This is a genomic window from Geosporobacter subterraneus DSM 17957 (genome assembly GCF_900142145.1).
Taxonomy (GTDB): domain Bacteria; phylum Bacillota; class Clostridia; order Peptostreptococcales; family Thermotaleaceae; genus Geosporobacter; species Geosporobacter subterraneus.
This window is the reverse complement of the sequence record NZ_FQZV01000025.1, coordinates 42,307-59,294: the sequence shown is the minus strand read 5'-3', so window position 1 is coordinate 59,294 and position 16,988 is coordinate 42,307. Positions and strand designations below refer to the sequence as shown.

At 39.8% G+C, this 16,988-nt stretch carries 15 protein-coding genes; 3 read left to right on the top strand and 12 right to left on the bottom strand.

Annotation, left to right across the window (positions count from 1 at the left end; genetic code table 11):
• Nucleotides 1-220, bottom strand: a 220-nt coding sequence (locus BUB56_RS10410; protein WP_190014402.1) for a transposase, incomplete at its 3' end; no start/stop codon positions are given.
• A 151-nt stretch (nucleotides 221-371) separates the two neighbouring features.
• On the opposite strand from BUB56_RS10410, the gene BUB56_RS10405 reads away from it, so the two are divergent.
• Both BUB56_RS10405 and BUB56_RS10400 read left to right on the top strand, forming a co-directional pair.
• Nucleotides 372-650 carry a hypothetical protein gene (locus tag BUB56_RS10405; RefSeq protein WP_110941255.1) on the top strand — a complete coding sequence of 93 codons (279 nt, stop codon included), beginning with the start codon at nucleotides 372-374 and terminating at the stop codon, nucleotides 648-650.
• A 137-nt stretch (nucleotides 651-787) separates the two neighbouring features.
• Entirely contained in the window at nucleotides 788-1,993 is a 1,206-nt protein-coding gene (locus tag BUB56_RS10400; RefSeq protein WP_110941254.1) for a site-specific integrase, read from the top strand.
• Between the two features lie 43 nt (nucleotides 1,994-2,036).
• Here the strand turns inward: BUB56_RS10400 and rlmD are convergent, their stop codons facing one another.
• Nucleotides 2,037-3,413, bottom strand: a complete 1,377-nt coding sequence (gene rlmD / locus BUB56_RS10395) for a 23S rRNA (uracil(1939)-C(5))-methyltransferase RlmD (protein WP_408606954.1) — start codon at nucleotides 3,411-3,413, stop codon at nucleotides 2,037-2,039.
• A 191-nt stretch (nucleotides 3,414-3,604) separates the two neighbouring features.
• Here rlmD and BUB56_RS10390 point away from each other — a divergent pair, with 191 nt between their 5' ends.
• Nucleotides 3,605-4,927 carry a GerMN domain-containing protein gene (locus BUB56_RS10390; protein ID WP_190014398.1) on the top strand — a complete coding sequence of 441 codons (1,323 nt, stop codon included), beginning with the start codon at nucleotides 3,605-3,607 and terminating at the stop codon, nucleotides 4,925-4,927.
• Between the two features lie 487 nt (nucleotides 4,928-5,414).
• On the opposite strand, the gene BUB56_RS10385 is transcribed toward BUB56_RS10390, so the two are convergent.
• From BUB56_RS10385 to whiA, 10 genes are all read right to left on the bottom strand, one after another.
• Nucleotides 5,415-5,813, bottom strand: a complete 399-nt coding sequence (locus tag BUB56_RS10385; protein ID WP_110941252.1) for an FxsA family protein — start codon at nucleotides 5,811-5,813, stop codon at nucleotides 5,415-5,417.
• Between the two features lie 6 nt (nucleotides 5,814-5,819).
• Nucleotides 5,820-6,239, bottom strand: a complete 420-nt coding sequence (locus tag BUB56_RS10380) for an acyl-CoA thioesterase (RefSeq protein ID WP_110941251.1) — start codon at nucleotides 6,237-6,239, stop codon at nucleotides 5,820-5,822.
• Nucleotides 6,240-6,365: 126 nt separating this feature from the next.
• The gene (gene pyk, locus BUB56_RS10375) at nucleotides 6,366-8,123 is read right to left on the bottom strand and encodes a pyruvate kinase (RefSeq protein WP_110941250.1); all 1,758 of its coding nucleotides are present in this window, start codon (nucleotides 8,121-8,123) and stop codon (nucleotides 6,366-6,368) included.
• A gap of 16 nt (nucleotides 8,124-8,139) precedes the next feature.
• Nucleotides 8,140-9,102, bottom strand: coding sequence for a 6-phosphofructokinase (gene pfkA / locus BUB56_RS10370; RefSeq protein ID WP_110941249.1), 963 nt, complete (start codon nucleotides 9,100-9,102; stop codon nucleotides 8,140-8,142).
• 105 nt (nucleotides 9,103-9,207) lie between these two features.
• On the bottom strand, nucleotides 9,208-9,396 hold the full coding sequence (locus BUB56_RS10365) for a hypothetical protein (protein WP_110941248.1): 189 nt from the start codon (nucleotides 9,394-9,396) through the stop codon (nucleotides 9,208-9,210).
• Nucleotides 9,397-9,540: 144 nt separating this feature from the next.
• Complete coding sequence (locus BUB56_RS10360) at nucleotides 9,541-13,011, bottom strand: DNA polymerase III subunit alpha (protein ID WP_110941247.1); 3,471 nt, start codon at nucleotides 13,009-13,011, stop codon at nucleotides 9,541-9,543.
• Nucleotides 13,012-13,030: 19 nt separating this feature from the next.
• Nucleotides 13,031-14,329, bottom strand: a complete 1,299-nt coding sequence (locus BUB56_RS10355) for a DRTGG domain-containing protein (protein ID WP_110941246.1) — start codon at nucleotides 14,327-14,329, stop codon at nucleotides 13,031-13,033.
• Between the two features lie 66 nt (nucleotides 14,330-14,395).
• A complete protein-coding gene (locus BUB56_RS10350; RefSeq protein ID WP_110941245.1) occupies nucleotides 14,396-15,466 on the bottom strand; it encodes an HD-GYP domain-containing protein in 1,071 nt (356 codons plus the stop codon).
• Nucleotides 15,467-15,639: 173 nt separating this feature from the next.
• Nucleotides 15,640-15,906: an HPr family phosphocarrier protein gene (locus tag BUB56_RS10345; protein WP_110941244.1), complete on the bottom strand. Its 267-nt coding sequence runs from the start codon at nucleotides 15,904-15,906 to the stop codon at nucleotides 15,640-15,642.
• The gene (gene whiA / locus BUB56_RS10340) at nucleotides 15,907-16,866 is read right to left on the bottom strand and encodes a DNA-binding protein WhiA (RefSeq protein WP_110941243.1); all 960 of its coding nucleotides are present in this window, start codon (nucleotides 16,864-16,866) and stop codon (nucleotides 15,907-15,909) included. It abuts the gene before it with no gap.
• Nucleotides 16,867-16,988 lie beyond the last annotated feature (122 nt).

Below are 16,988 nucleotides of genomic sequence, written 5' to 3'. Positions count from 1 at the left end.
CCTTTTTTAAAATAGCATTTTCTTCCTTAAGATCTCTAATTTCTTTTTCTAGTCTTTTTTGCTCTGCATCCAATGGTCGAAGATTTCCCTTCCCTGGGAAAGCATCTTCTCCATGTAAGCTATATTCCGTTACCCACCTTCTAATTGTAGTAGGAGTAACACCGATATCTCTGGCTACATCAGTTGGTTTTTTGCCTAATTCAGTAATAAGCTTCACCATTTCTTTTTTATAGTCATCAGTAAATTTTTTTTATTACTCATAGCTGAAACACGTCCTTTCTATGTTTATTATAGCAACCTTTCTACGTGTCCAGCAAATCTAATACACTCTACATCTTGCAAAGGCTTTGGGAGTAAGTGAAGGTTGGTTGATGGGTTATGATGTACCAATGGAAAGGAAAGAAGAAAGTACTTTCCTTGCTGACCAAACTGAAGAATTATCTTGTTTTGTTAAATACTTGGAATCAATCAAATACCTTGTTCGTATTGAAAAAACAGTTGGTCATGAAGAAGGTGCTGAATCCTTTATTATTACTTTAAGTAAAGATGATGTAAGCACTACTTTTTCAGAAGATGAATTTGAAGTTTTTTGCAATACCATTAAAAAATCAATTGCCTTTGAAATCTTCAAAAAATCAGAAAAGGCATAAAAAAAAATAACCCCTGGTGTTGCAGCACCAAGGGAAATTCAAGGATACATTTACCCAAAGGGATAAATGCAATAACCCAATATAATTATAGCATTTAATCACCTTTGGAACAATTTAAAGAAAGGTGGTTTTTACTTATGCAAGGTGGAGTAAGAAAACGTGGTAACAATTGGTATTACTATTTTGATTTAGGCAAGGTTGATGGTAAAAGGAAAAAGATTGAAAGGAAAGGCGGTAAAACCAAGAAGGAAGCTGAAGCAGCTTTAAGAAAGGCACTTCAGGAATATGAAAATGCTGGTCTGTTATTTGAACCAAGTGAAATTTCTGTTGCAGATTATATGGATTATTGGTTAAAGAACTATGTTGAAATGAACTGTAAATATAATACCATTGATGGTTATAAAAGAATCATTGAGAATCACATTAAACCATCTCTTGGTTCATATAAATTAAAATCTGTTACCCCTGCTGTACTTCAACAATTTGTAAATGAAAAATCTACTATGGGTTTTACAAAGCATTACATGGTTAATATCGTTTCTGTTCTTTCAGGTTCATTCAAAGCGGCTGTTTTCCCTTATAAATTCATCAGGGAAAACCCAATGCAATATGTGAAGCTGCCAAAGAATGAAAATATGAAAGCTGAAACTGACAGAAGGGTTATCACCCAGGATGAATTCAAAAGAATCATTGAAAGATTCCCCCAGGGAAGTTCTTTCTATATTCCATTACAAATTGCATACCATACAGGAACAAGAGTTGGTGAATGTTGTGCTTTGACTTGGGATGATATTGACTTGGAAAACAAGGTTATTAATATAAACAGAATCTTGCTTAAAAAAGGGAAGCAATGGTATTTTGGAACAACCAAAACCGCTTCATCTGGACGAAAAATACCTATTGGTGATACACTGGTTGATATTTTAAAGAAGCATAAGAAATGGCAAGCTGAAAACCGCTTGAAGTGTGGTCAATTCTATAATTTTTATTATGTTGATAAGAATGACAGAATTTATTTTGTTGATGGAACAAAGGATTATAAAACTACTGATGCCCAAGTTCATTTTATCTGTACTAATGAAAGCGGCGGTTTGGTAACACCTGAAAGCATTAAATATTGCAGCAGGGTAATAAATTATGAATTGATGATTCAATTCAACTTCCATGCTTTGCGGCATACTCATGCCACCCTGTTAATTGAAAATGGTGCAAACATGAAGGATGTTCAGAAAAGGCTTGGTCATTCCAGGCTTGTAACCACAATGGAAACCTACACACACGCAACAGAAAAAATGTCAAAGAATACGGTTGATATATTCGAAAAAATTTGCCACCCACAATAAAATTATGGTGGAAAGAAGGTGGAAAAACCACCCTCTTTTTATTTTATAAATCCTTGAAACCCTTGTCATTCCTCACTATTAGACAAACACATTCTGTATGAGGTGTATGAGGAAACATATCCACCGGCTGTACCTCTACAGTATGATACCCCCAATCCTCCAGATATCTCAGATCCCTTGCAAGTGTGGCTGGATTGCAAGATACATAAACTACTCTCTCTGGATTCATCCTTACGATAGTATCCAATACCTTCTCATCGCATCCCTTTCTCGGCGGATCCACTACTACCACATCTGCCTCTATTCCCTCTTTATACAGCTTTGGCACCACTTCCTCTGCCTCCCCTGCATAAAAGGTGACATTTTCAATGCCATTGATTCGCGCATTTTCCTTTGCGTCCTCAATGGCAGCTTCTACTACCTCAATGCCATAGACATGCTTGGCCTTTTTGGCTAAGAATAACGAGATGGTGCCGATACCACAGTAGACATCGAAAACCCGCTCTGCTCCAGTCAACCCGGCATACTCCAGTGCTTTGCCGTAGAGTATCTCCGTCTGCATAGGATTGACCTGGAAGAAAGATAAGGGCGAAATATTAAATTTCAACTTTCCTAATGTATCTACAATCTGATCACTGCCATAGAGGGTGATGCATTCTTGTCCTAGGATTGTGTTTCCCTTCTTGGTATTAATATTTTGTACAACGCTCTTAAGCCCGGGTATGTTTGCAGTCAAATCCTCAATCAATGCATCTTTTCCTGGCAGCTCTTTTCCGTTGGTTACCAGGATGACCATTATTTCTCCTGTGGAAAAGCCTACCTTTGTGAGAACGTGTCGCAGCAGACCCTGTCCAGTTTTTTCATCATAAGTAGAGACCTGGTGTTTTTCAATATATGCCTTCATAAGAGATATTAGCTGATCGTTGATTTCATGCTGTATGTAGCAACTCTCTGTGTCTATGATCTCATGGCTGCCTTTCTTATAAAATCCGATAACTGCCTGTTGTCCTGATCTGCCTATGGGAAACTGAGCCTTATTTCGATAACGGGCAGGTGTCTCCATGCCGATGGTATTATGTATGATTACATTCTCCAGCTTTCCGATTCTTTCGATGTTGGCCCGCACTCTGTTGGTCTTTAACTCTAACTGAGCACTATAATCAATCTGTTGAATCTGACAGCCTCCGCAGATTTCTGCTATAGGACAGACAGGCTGAATCCTATGCTCCGAAGGCTTAACAACCTTTATAAGCTCTCCTTTTGCATAGTTCTTTTTCACCTCGATAATCTTAATCTTTAGCAGATCGCCGGGTACACCACCCTCCACAAATACAGTCATTCCTTCGATACGCCCGATGCCTTCCCCGTTATGGCCAATATCTTCTATAGTAATCAGATGCTTTTCATTCTTCTTTAGCAGTTTAATGCTCATATTCTATTCACCTCATATATTGATCTATTGATTTGTCGAACCCTTTGGGTTTTTGCTCTAAATTATCTGTTATTGGTTAAATATGTTAGAGGGTAATACTTTTCCCTTTTGTCTTTATGCCTTATAATGATAATAAGAGTGCTTGCGGGACAAGCTCCAATGGACAAAGGAGTGATTACATGCTTAGATCCGTTTTTAATCTGTTTCTCGTCTTTATTATTTGTATTACAGCTTCTGGTATCCCTGTAAATGTAGATGCATACAACTTCTCCATCCCACTCCCATCTACGAATACAAGTATATCATATGTTACGGATTTAAATAGCGATAGCTTAGAAAATCCTTCAACATTTCTGTTTGAAATTCATGGTGTTAAACCAACGGACCTTACTTACCAAGGGGAACAGAGGCTATCCATAGAGATATTTCAAGACAATCAGCAGATTGCAGCAATAGACGGCACTAGTCTGATTACAGCCTCCAATGAAACTTCAAGTGCCATGGAAGAAAAATTAATTTATACCATAGATCTGTCCCAACAGAAACTTAACTTACCAAACGGGCAGTATGTTTTCCATATTCGTTCTCTGGCAGAGCAAGCTAAAAAGGTCAAACCACTTATAATAAATGTATCCTATGTCTCTATTGCAAAATATATCCCGGCGGTTAACGAGTTGGCTAAGGGTACCATGGCATTAAATCTGCATTTTGCCGAGAGCGATCAATACTATTATCTAGTCCCTATCACTCGTATTGTTCCATATGATCGTGCAGTACTGCGTACAGTAATTGATCAATTGCGTAAAGGTCCTGATCAATCTTTAGGACTGGCAGCTCTGCCTGTTCCAGAGTTAAAGAAGCTTAGTGTCAGCAAGGATCTTCTGACGATTAACTGGGCCGCCAATGCTGTTCAAGCTGTTCAAGGCTCAAGTATTGCAAGTCTCTCTGCTGACAGCCTGATTGAATCTTTGACTGCTATCTCTGGTATTAATCGAGTTAAGTTTTTGGTAGATGGTAAAGAATCTGACGAATTGTTCCATGGCATAGGTACCCGTACAATCCTTACTGCGAGCAAGGCACCAAAAACGTATCTGGCTTATGACAATCAAAAAGAACGAATGATGCTTGTTCCGTATCCAATGCAGTCAAAGGATAGAAATGTTCTTATTCAGGAGATGCTCTCAGGCTTAAAAACTGCTGAAGTACAAGGAACCGTCGTTCCAAATTTAAAAGCTGTTATTCCCGATAAAATTGAACTTCTCGACTTTACCGTTCAAAACAAAGTTCTGGTGCTGAATTTAAACAAAGAGTTTTTAAGCGCCTACCCCAACCGTGTAGATTTGCAAAGAATGATGATTGATGCAATGGCTTATAGCTTTACCAGCATCGAAGGGATTGACAGAATACAGATCAAGGTCGATGGAAATGCAGTAGATTCCTTTGCGGGGATTAATCTTTCCCAGGCAATAAAAAGACCACTATTTATTAACCCTGAGAAATAAAGTTTATATTTACGGGACGACAGGGTCGGAGGTCACTAAAAAGTCAAATAATACCTTATATCCATATGATTGTCATTCTGCGTGCAGCGAAAAATCTTAGCATTTAAGCCACTTCAAAGATTCTTTATTTCACTTCGTTACATTCAGAATGACAAAAACCAGGACTTTTTCAGTGGTCTCCAGGGTCGTCGTTCCCTACAGATGTATTATTAGGGCAGGCTTAAGTCTGCTCTTTTTCTTTTAGAAAAGTCACAGGGGCTGTTCTCTACAATTATACTGCGTTTTAAGGATATTGTTTTATTGGCTTGTGAATCCCTCAGGCCTTATTTTTGACAAAAAATAAGGCACCTGTAGCCTGTGCCATTCAAAAATAAATAGAAGAATCAGTTATCACCTTTTTTAGTTATCAAAAAGCTATTATAGATTATTATACATAAATTTGAATTTTATACCAGTTAAAGTTTGTTAAAGCACTGAAATTTTTTATTTAAAATCTTCTAAAATAAATAGTATTGTTTCCACTTTCCATCATCTGTTGTAGTTTCTTTCTAATAAATATCTTTACCAATTCCCGGGTCCCAGGTATAACCAGGATAAATCCAAGGCTGTCGGTCAAAATTCCCGGTGTCAGGAGCATCGCTCCGCCCACTAGTACACATAGACCATTGATCAGCTCTTCTCCCGGCATTCTGCCCTCATTCATCTCATAACGCAAGCGAAACCAGATTTGTCTTCCTTGAGATTTAGCCAGATACGCTCCTGCAATCCCTGTGAGGATCACAATAGCGAAGGTATATCCTAAACCAATATATTTATTTAATTTCAGTAAAATATACAGCTCTATCAAGGGTACTAAGGTAAACATCAGCAGCAAACGCATAAACATTTCTGATCACTCCTCTATACATTCTTGCAACAGCTTCCACATGCTTGGATTGACTTTTTTAAAATTTACTGGCTTTAACTGCCTATCTACAAAGGCATGAACCGTCTTTCCTTCGGCCAAAATCTCTTCATCCACTCTTCTGATAATTTGATAGGCAAACTCCAGCCGTACTCCTTTTAATTTCTTGATCCTCGTACGAATCATCAGCTCATCGTCATATTTGGCAGGATCCCTATAAAAGCATTGGCTTTCAATGACAGGCATGATAATGCCCTCCTTCTCCAACTTTTTATAGGTGTAGCCTAAGGACCGGAAGAACTCTGCTCTTCCTACTTCAAACCATGTATAATAGTTTCCGTGATATACAACGCCCATTTGGTCTGTTTCCTTATATCGAACGCGAACTCTTGCATCATTGATATGCATTAAAAATCCTCCTTATTCCTTGTCAATAATAGTATGTCTAATCATTATTCTGCATATCAATTTGTTTTTCCTTCATTCTGCATCTATAAAAGAATAACCGGAGAGACCCCCGGTTATTTTGGTATATTATAGTACATTTGCTTTTCCTCTATAAGCCAATCCTCTAATGCTGTCTACCGTTATGGTTCCACCATCCTTAAGGATTGATGTTGCATCTGCTGCTCCAACAATTGTAGGTTTCCCTAAATGTAAGCCTACAATGGCGGCATGGGAAGTCAAGCCGCCCTCTTCAACAATAATAGCAGCAGACTTTTCCATAAACGGCACCATGTCACTATCAGTAGCTGCAGTTACCAGTATATTGCCTTCTTCAAATTTCTCTGCTGCTTCTTTGGCATCTTTTACCACGCAAACCTTACCAATGGCAGCTTTCTTTCCAATGCCCATTCCTTTCAGCAGTACCTCTCCCACAATTTGTACCTTAATAGTATTGGTTGTACCTGCTACACCAACAGGAACCCCGGCAGTGATCACAATCAAATCTCCACATTTGATATATTTATGCTTTAGAGCTTCTTTGATAGCTAGATCAAACACCTCATCTGTTGATTCGCCTTCTCCCGTGACGATTGGGTAAGTATTCCAGGTCAATGCCAGTTGTCTCGCTACACGGTGACTTGTAGTAGTTGCAATGATCGGTGCCTTTGGCCGGAACTTAGATACCATTCTGGCGGTAAAACCTGATGATGTAGAAGTAATGATAGCTGAAGCACCCAAATCCTGTGCACTGGTACAAGTTGCATGGCTCACTGCATCGGTGATGCTCTTCTCTTTACCTACACCCTTTTCTTTCAGTATGCTTCTATAATCCAAAGAGTCCTCTGTAGTCTTGGCGATATTGGCCATGGTCTTTACAGATTCTAATGGATACTTTCCTGCTGCAGTTTCTCCTGACAGCATGATCGCATCAGTACCATCAAAGATTGCATTGGCAACATCAGTAACTTCTGCCCGGGTCGGTCTAGGATTGCGGATCATAGAGTCAAGCATTTGTGTGGCAGTTATAACAGGTTTTCCCACAGCGTTACATTTCTTGATGATCATTTTTTGAACAAGGGGGATTTGCTCTGTTGGGATCTCTACCCCCAGGTCTCCTCTCGCGACCATGATACCATCAGAAACCTCAATAATATCGTCGATATTATCGACACCCTCCTGATTTTCTATTTTTGAAATAATCTGTATATCCGCAGCATTATGTTCTTCTAAAATTCTACGGATCTCATATACATCCTGGGGTTTTCTTACAAAGGATGCTGCAATAAAGTCAATTCCGTTTTGGATACCGAAAATAATATCATCTGCATCTTTTTTGGTGATAGCGGGCAAATTGATTTTTACCCCGGGAACATTTACGCCCTTGTGGTTCTTTATCGTACCCGAATTATTTATGTGACAACGAATATCTGTATCATTAACAACCTCTAGCACTTCCAACTCAACAAGACCATCATCAATCAGAATTCTATCTCCAGGCACAACATCTGCCGGCAAACCTTCGTAGCTGATGTTACTAATTGTGGCATCTCCAAGTATATCTCTAGTGGTTAAGATATATTCTTTACCCTGTTCCAGCAATACTTCCGGATCTTTAAATTTACCGGTTCTTATTTCCGGTCCCTTTGTATCCAACAATATCGCTACAGGTACGTTCATCTCTCTTCTTACTGCTTTAACTGTGTTGATTCTGCCCAAATGCTCTTCATGGCTTCCGTGGGAAAAATTTAATCTTACAACGTTCATACCATGATCAATCAACTGTTTCAAAACCTCAGGCTTCTCGCTGGCCGGGCCAATCGTACAAACGATTTTCGTTTTTCTCATTACCATGTACCCCCTTTTATATAGACAATACTTTTGCTAATCGATACATATCTTGGTTTAGCTTCTTCTCAATGGTCAATGCCTCTGAAATATCCATATCAATAATTTCGCTGCCTTTGATGCCGATTACTCTGCTGCTCTTATTTTGCAGCATCAGTTCTACGGCTCTTCCAGCCATACGACTGGCCAATATTCTATCAAAGGCGGTAGGGCTTCCCCCTCTTTGTATGTGGCCTAAAATAGTCAGCTTCGTCTCTATACCTGTTTTCTCTTCGATTTCTTCAGCCAGTTCATAAGAGTTCTTTACAACACCTTCTGCAAGAATAATGATGCTATGTAATTTCCCTCTATTGCGTCCCTGAATCAGCCGTTTGCAGATTTCATCGCTGGAAAAATTCTCTTCCGGTACGATGATACTCTCCGCACCTCCAGCTAACCCTGCATACAGGGCGATATCCCCGCAGTGTCTGCCCATTACCTCGATAATATTCGCTCTACCATGAGAAGTGGAGGTATCTCTAATATTGCTTATGGCATTTAATACTGTGTTTACAGCTGTATCAAAACCTATAGTATATTCTGTATAAGCCAGATCATTGTCTATGGTTCCAGGTAACCCAATAGTAGGAATCCCAGCTTGACTCAGCTTTTCTGCTCCTTTGAAAGATCCATCTCCTCCTATGACTACAATACCATCAATTCCAAAGATGTTGATTACATTTAAAGCCTTGTTGAACCCTTTTTCTGTTTTGAATTCCTCACTGCGTGCAGTACGCAGCATTGTCCCACCCCGGTGAATGATATCAGCTACTGAAGAAAGGCTCATGTTCTCTATGTCTCCATTGATCAAACCTTCATAGCCTCTTTTGATCCCCACAACTTTTAGACCATTATAAATAGCTGCTCGTACAACTGCTCGAATAGCAGCATTCATTCCCGGTGAATCCCCACCACTGGTAAGAACCCCGATTTTTTGCATTGTATCCCTCCTTGCATCAAATTTGAATAAAATATGATAAATGCCTACATATTTCTTAAGGGAAAGCCCCTCTTGATGAGACTTTCCCTTATGATATCATAATTGCTAATATCCTAAATCCACCAATACATCATGTGCTTCCTGTACTTCCCCATTGGGAACCAAAACCTCATAGACCCTGTCATCTTCTTTTCCGATTGCTCTGATTTTTACTAAAAACCCTTCACTGCCTAAAAGATCCTTTATCTTTTCACCATCTGCTTGGTTATGAGCCATATATACTACTGTCCACATTGACTGGCCCTCCCTTTTGAAGTACTTGATTTTTCTTACTATTTTAATTCAATTTTTGTCAAATTTCAATACATCTGGCGATGAAATCAGATTTCTTCCTAAATATTATTTTCTTTTACCTTCTTTTTCATGTATAGTACAGACTTAAGAGACCTTTACGCAATCGGTTCCAAGTATCTTTCTCAATTCTTCTATCAATCCGCTGTTGATTTGCACCCATAGGTCTGAATTAGCTTTTAGTTTTTTATTTTGTTCTTCAATATAGATATATACAGGCACATTACCTTTCGATTGATGAAGTATTGGCTTTAGTTTTTCGATCACTTGAAGTCCCTTTTCCCTGGATATGGTAAGAGACAGGCCATTATAAGAATTCTCCATTTTTACCAGGGGCAGTATTTTTTCTGCAATCAGTTTAGGTTCTTCCTCTTCCTTCATGGTAATTCTGCCTTCTATGATCACTGCCTGATCCTCATAGAGCAAATTCGCTGACTTATCATACACATTGGGGAAGACTAATACTTCAACGGTACCATATAAATCCTCCAAAGTAATAAATGCCATCAGCTTATTGTTTTTGGTAGTCTTATTGATACGATGGATAATCAATCCTGCCAGACGGACGTAGGCACCATCCCGCAGATCGCTGTTTTCATCGTTTTCTTTTAATTCAATTAATTCTCCTGTATTTACGGTGGAGAGCCGGAGGATCTCTTCTTCAAACTCTGCCAAAGGATGTCCTGTAATGTATAGTCCTGTGGTTTCCTTTTCCATGGCTAAAAGCATCTTCGGCGGAAATTCTGCTACATTTGGCAGCACATCTTCTTTTACTGTTTCTGGTAAAACCTCATCAAAGTTAGAAAACAATGAAACTTGGCCCTCAATATTCCTCCTGCGGTCCTGTTGAATTCCATCAATTACTCTGTCAAAGATAGCCAGCAGCTGGGCCCGGTTGGCACCGATGTGGTCAAAGGCACCGCAGCGAATGAGACTCTCAATAGCCCTTTTATTGACCTCTTTGGAGTCCACCTTCTCACAAAAATCCATAAAGCTGATAAACCGTCCCTTTGCCCTTCTTGCCTGCACGATGGCATCGATGATCCCCAAACCAACATTTTTAACAGCCATTAACCCAAACCGGATTTTTCCCTTTTCTACAGTGAATTTAGCCTCACTCTCATTAATGCTTGGAGGGAGGATCTGAATGTTCATTTTTTTACAGTCCTGTATATATTGGGCCACTTTAGAAGTATTACCCATTACGCTGGTCAGCAGTGCCGCCATAAACTCCACCGGATAATAGCACTTCAAATAAGCGGTCTGATAACCTAAAACTGCGTAGGCTGCAGCATGGGATTTATTAAAGGCATATTTTGCAAAGTCAATCATCTCATCATAAATCCGGCTGGCCACTTCCTCAGGCACCCCGTTGCGTATGCACCCAGCAATCTCGATGTTTCCTTGCTCATCGGTTTTGCCGTAAATAAAGTACTTTCGCTCCTGCTCCATAACATCCATTTTCTTCTTGCCCATAGCCCTGCGCACCAGGTCACTGCGGCCATAGCTGTAACCACCTAGATCTCTTACTACTTGCATAACCTGCTCTTGATATACCAGGCATCCGTAGGTCACATTGAGGATCGGCTCCAGTTTGGGGTGCAGGTATTGGATTAACTGAGGATTATTTTTATACTTTATATATCGGGGAATAGATTCCATAGGGCCGGGACGAAAGAGTGAAATTCCTGCAATGATATCTTCAAAATTATCGGGTTTTAAATCCTTCATAAACTGACGCATCCCTGCACTTTCCAGCTGAAATACTCCTAGGGTATCTCCCCGGCTGATCAGCTCATAAACCCTGGGATCGTCATAATTGCTGTTGGAAAAATCAAGCTTGACTCCTTGGTTTTTTTCAATTAAGTCCAGTGCATCCCGTATTACTGTCAGGTTCCTTAGTCCCAGGAAATCCATTTTTAAGAGACCTAATTCTTCCAGGGTACCCATAGTAAACTGGGTGGTAATACTCTCCTCATGCATGTACAGAGGTACATACTCATCTATCGCTTCCTTAGAAATCACCACTCCTGCCGCATGGGTTGAAGCATGGCGAGGCATCCCCTCCAATGCTCTGGCCACATCGATGAGGTATTTGGCCTGCTCATCCTCCTGATACAGGTCTTTAAGGGATCGGCTCACTTCCAAGGCTTTGTCAATGGTCATCCCCAGCTGCATAGGAATTTGTTTTGCAATCACATCTACCTCTGCATAGGGAAGGTTGACAGCCCTTCCTACATCCCGTATAGCTGCCCGGGCAGCCATGGTTCCAAAGGTGATAATCTGAGCTACCTTATCCTGTCCGTACTTTTGAATAACATAGTCAATGACTTCCTGCCTTCGTTCAAAGCAGAAGTCAATATCAATATCCGGCATACTGATCCGTTCAGGATTTAAAAACCTTTCAAAAATCAGATTATATTTGATGGGGTCTATATCTGTGATACCCAGCACATAAGCTACAATACTTCCTGCTGCGGAGCCTCTCCCCGGACCTACCATGATGTTGTTTTCTTTTGCATACCGTATAAAATCCCATACAATCAGAAAATATTCTACGTACCCCATATCAACGATCGTATTAAGCTCATAGTCCAATCTTTCTTTAAGATCCTCTGCCCTTTCCCCGTATCGTTCTCTCAAACCCCTATGACAAAGATGATAGAGATATTCCTTTGGCTCTTCCCCTTCCGGTACATCATACTTTGGAAGATGGATCTGATTGAAATCAAAGTCTACCTGGCACATTTCCGCTATTTTAACCGTATTCTTCAATGCCTCCGGTACATATGAAAAAAGAGCTTCCATTTCTTCAGGGGATTTCAGATAAAAGGCATCGGTGGGGAATTTTAATCTCTCCTTATCCTGCAGGGTTTTTCCTGTTTGAATGCACAGCAAAATGTCATGGCTGTCTGCATCTTCTCTTCTTAGATAATGGACATCATTGGTAGCAGCTAAAGGAATTTTTGTCTCTTGACTTAATTTGATTAATTCCCGGTTGACAGTTTTTTGTTCTTCCAATCCATGATCCTGCAGTTCTAAATAAAAATTGCCTTTTCCAAAAATGTCTTCCAGTCTAAGAGCCGTTTCTTTTGCTGCCCTAAAGCTGCCATTTAGGAGTTCCCGCTGTACCTGTCCAGCCAGGCAAGCGCTTAAGGCAATGATTCCTTCACTATACCGTTCCAAAACCTCCAGGTCAATACGGGGTTTATAATAGAAGCCCTCTGTATAGCCTAATGAAACGATCTTCATGATATTCTTATAGCCGGTCATATCCTTTGCAAGCAAAACCAAATGACCTTGGTTTTTGTCCTTTACCGGGTCTCGGTCTATCATTCTTCTTGCCGCAGTATATACCTCACAGCCAATGATTGGCTTGATGCCATGCTTTTTTGCTTCCTTATAAAAATCAATGACACCAAACATGGAGCCATGATCGGTAATGGCAATCGCCTTCATTCCCATATCCTTTGTCATTGCAGCCAGGTCTTTAATTCTAGCAAAACCATCCAATAAGCTGTACTCTGTATGAACATGCAAATGAACAAACTCTCCCATAGGCAGCCTCCTTTCTTGATTATTTTTTAAGTATTTTAGCAGACATCATAGCCTTAGATACAATCTCCTTCTGATGTTTTACAAATATATCTACTTTATAGAACTTTCTACCTACATTGATGATCTCAGCATAGATCTCTATAGTATTTTCCATTTGCAGCGGACGGATAAAATAGATCATAAAGCTGTCGATAACGCTATCTAGCTGTTTTTCTTTTTTAATTGCAAAGGAACCGGCTGCTGACATCAGCATAACCAAAACACCGGCACTGGCTATACCCAATTCATTAAGCATCATCGGGGTTATATCTCCTACCAATCGAATCCCCTTTTCTGTTTCTTCGATTTTAAAGTGATGGAGCAGCGTGTCCTCAAAGGTTTCTCCTAAATGGGGCTGACTTCTGATGTATTTTAGTCCGCGAATGACATCTTGTCGCGTGATCACTCCCACAAGCCTTTTTCCTTCTACCAATGGAATCATTTCAATGCCTTCCCAGATCATCACATGGGAGATATAGGCAACAGGGGTATCTTTGGAAATGATGATAGGCTCCTGGGTCATGAGGTTTTTAATTAAATCATGGTCCTTTGCTTCCGCTATATCTCTTGGCGTCACAATACCGATAACCTGTCTATTGCTATCTACTACTGGAAAACGGCTGTGTCCTGTGTCCCGAATCTTTTTTTTCAAGTCCCCTACACTTTGGGTACCTTCAATGTAGTACAGATCCTTTGGCATAATATCCTCTGCCATGAGGATTTCCTTGCGAATCAGCCGTTCATGAATGTCTCTGTTAAGAATGGAGGTTACAGAAAAGGTATCATGACTAGTAGAGATAATCGGAAGTTTTTTTTCATTGGCAATTCTCTTGATCTCATCTCTACAGGAAAAGCCGCCAGTGATCAGTACAGCACAATCCTTGTCCAAAGCCAGCTTATGAGCATCATCACGATTCCCTACAATCAGCATATCCCCGTCAGAAAGATAGCGCTTAATCTCGTCAATGGCCATAGCCCCGATAACAAACTTATTAAAGGTCTTATAGATCCCCTCATGGCCGCCTAGAACGGTGCCTTCTACAATATGCAGCACTTCTGCGAAGGTAAGCTTTTGAATACCTTTTTTTTCTATCTTTTCGACCCGAATGGTTCCAACTCTAGGCATAGTACTAACCAACTGCAGCAATTCTGCGTCTTTGATAGCTTTATAAGCGGTGCCTTCACTTACCCCCATATCCGTTGCGATCTGGCGAACAGAAATCTTAGTGCCTATGGCAATACTTCGAATATATTCTAATATTTGTTCATTTTTAGTCATATTCATTCTCCCGTGCAGTAAAAAAATAGATATGAAAGTTCCTTCATACCTATTATTATACCAAACTTATTCAAGATTCTCTAATATATCTACAATAGTAATTGACGGATTTTGGGCTAGATTCAATATGCTCTTTTCCCTACACCTGATACCGGAGGGATCAAATACATAGCGAATCTGCGGACGGTGGGGAAAGTTTTTATCAATACTTGAAACAATACCTTTATAGCCATTGTTTAGCATCACCATGGTCCCAATGGGATAACTGGCCACATGTCGGGTAAATGTTTTGACGATCTCATAATCAAACTGGTGATTCCCCATAGAAATAAGGTATTCAATGGCCTGATGGGGTTTCATTTTTGCTTTATAGACGCGATCTGAGGTCATGGCATCGTATACGTCGGTTATAGCCACAATCTTAGCATACTCCGAAAGTCCTTCTCCCTTTATACCTTTGGGATACCCCATGCCATCATAGCGTTCATGATGGGTCAATGCAATGAAGGCAGCTTCCTCACTGATTTGCGGGCACTTCCGCAAAACTTCGTATCCCAGCCTCGAATGGCCCTTAATAATGCTATATTCTTCTGAAGTCAGCGCTCCAGGCTTATTCAATATCTCTAAAGGAATTAACGTTTTTCCTATGTCGTGAAGCAGCGCACCAATCCCTAAGATTTTTAGTTTTTCCCTAGGATATCCTAAGGCAATTCCTGTAATCACTGATAGGACGCACACATTTACTGAATGTCCAAAAGTATATTCATCTACAGACCTGATCTCCGATAAACTCAGCATGATATCTTTTTGGTTTAGAAGCTCTTCCAGCAGTTCCTCTACCATCACCAATACTTTCTCCATCTGAAGCTCTTGCCCTATGCTTACTTTTCCCATAGTTTCCCGCACTAGCTTTTTTGCATCTACTCTGGTCTGTTCACTGATGACATCCTGAAAAATTGTATCTTCTTCCGTTTCAGACATCACATATATTTCATTAATCCCAGCGTCCTTTAGTTTAATGATATAGGATGGTCTCAAAGGCATTCCGGAGGAAAGCAATATCTGTCCCTCTTTATCGTAGATGTTCTTTGCTACCATCATTCCCTGCCTTATGTAATCCACCTTGAGCTTTCGCATGATGCCCTCCGCTATTCTGTCATCATTCGTACCAATTCTGTAATAACTTACACCAATTGCTATTATTTACATAGATTTCGACAAAACTATAAATAATCCTTTTCATATTTATTATTTATTATAAGGACTTTTCTACTATTTTTACAAAAAAAGCTGCTCCCTATTGGAGCAGCTTACATATCTGCCAGCGTTACCTCTACAAGATGGACTAAAGCACTCAAAGCTTCACTCTCGTCAGGTCCGTCAACTTGAATAACAATTTTTTCACCTTTTCCAACGCCGAGAGACATCACACCCATGATACTTTTTGCATTGATTTTTTTCGTACCTTTTTCAATCATGATATCTGATGCGAACTTGTTTGCAGTCTGTACAAACAATGCTGCCGGTCTTGCATGTAGTCCAAGTTTATTGATTACTATAACCTCTTGATTCACCATTTACATATCCCCCTTTTTATGCTTCAATTTTTCAGCAATTTTATCTATTTTTCTTAATCTGTGATTTACACCCGATTTTCCTACAGGTGGTGTTAACATGTTGCCCAGTTCTTTTAAACTGGCATCCTGATAATGCAGTCTTAGTTCTGCAATCTCCCGGAGTCCTTCCGGCAAAATTCGAAAACCCTCTGTTTTTTGAATGTATTCAATATTTTCAATCTGACGCAAGGATGCATTTACAATCTTACTAAGATTTGCAGTTTCACAGTTTACGATGCGATTCACATTATTGCGTACCTGTTTATAGATTCGTATATTTTCTAGATTCAGCAGAGCAGAATAGGCACCCATAATATTTAGCAAATCTACAATCTGATCCCCTTCTTTCAAGTATACTACATAGCTCTGCTTTCTCTGTATAATTTTTGCGCCTAGCTCAAATTCATTGATGAGGTTTTTTAAGCCCTCGCTATGTTCCTCGCTGGCGGTCACAAACTCCAAATGATAAGCCTTTTCTGGGTCACTGACAGATCCTGCTCCCAGAAAAGCACCCCGTAAATAGGCGCGTTTGCAACACCTGGATTCTACCAGCTCCCACGGTACTCCATGCTCAATGGTAAACTGTTCATCACTCAACTGTAGTATTTTCACCGTTTTAAGGATATCGTTTGCCCCTGCATCACTGTTTATGGTCATCATATAGTGATTATTCTTCTTTAGCAGCTTATTCTTTTTAACCATCAGTTCCGTATGAATTCCGAAGGATTTTTTCAAAAGTTTAAAGATTGTTCGTGCAACCGCCGCATTCTCTGTTGCAATCTTTATATTTACTTTTTGAAATCCCGCCAGCTGGATTGTACCGCTCATACGGATCATTGCAGCCAATTGAGCCAATTGACAGCAGGATTCCTCGGGAATAATTCTTGCCAATTCGTTTTTCGTCTTCATGGAAAAGGACATCTAATCACCTGCTTTATGAACAATGATGCTTTTATCGTTTATTTACTACAATATTATATATTTCATATATTATAACACAATCTAAAAATTTTTCTATTAATTTTTTATTAAGAATACAAATC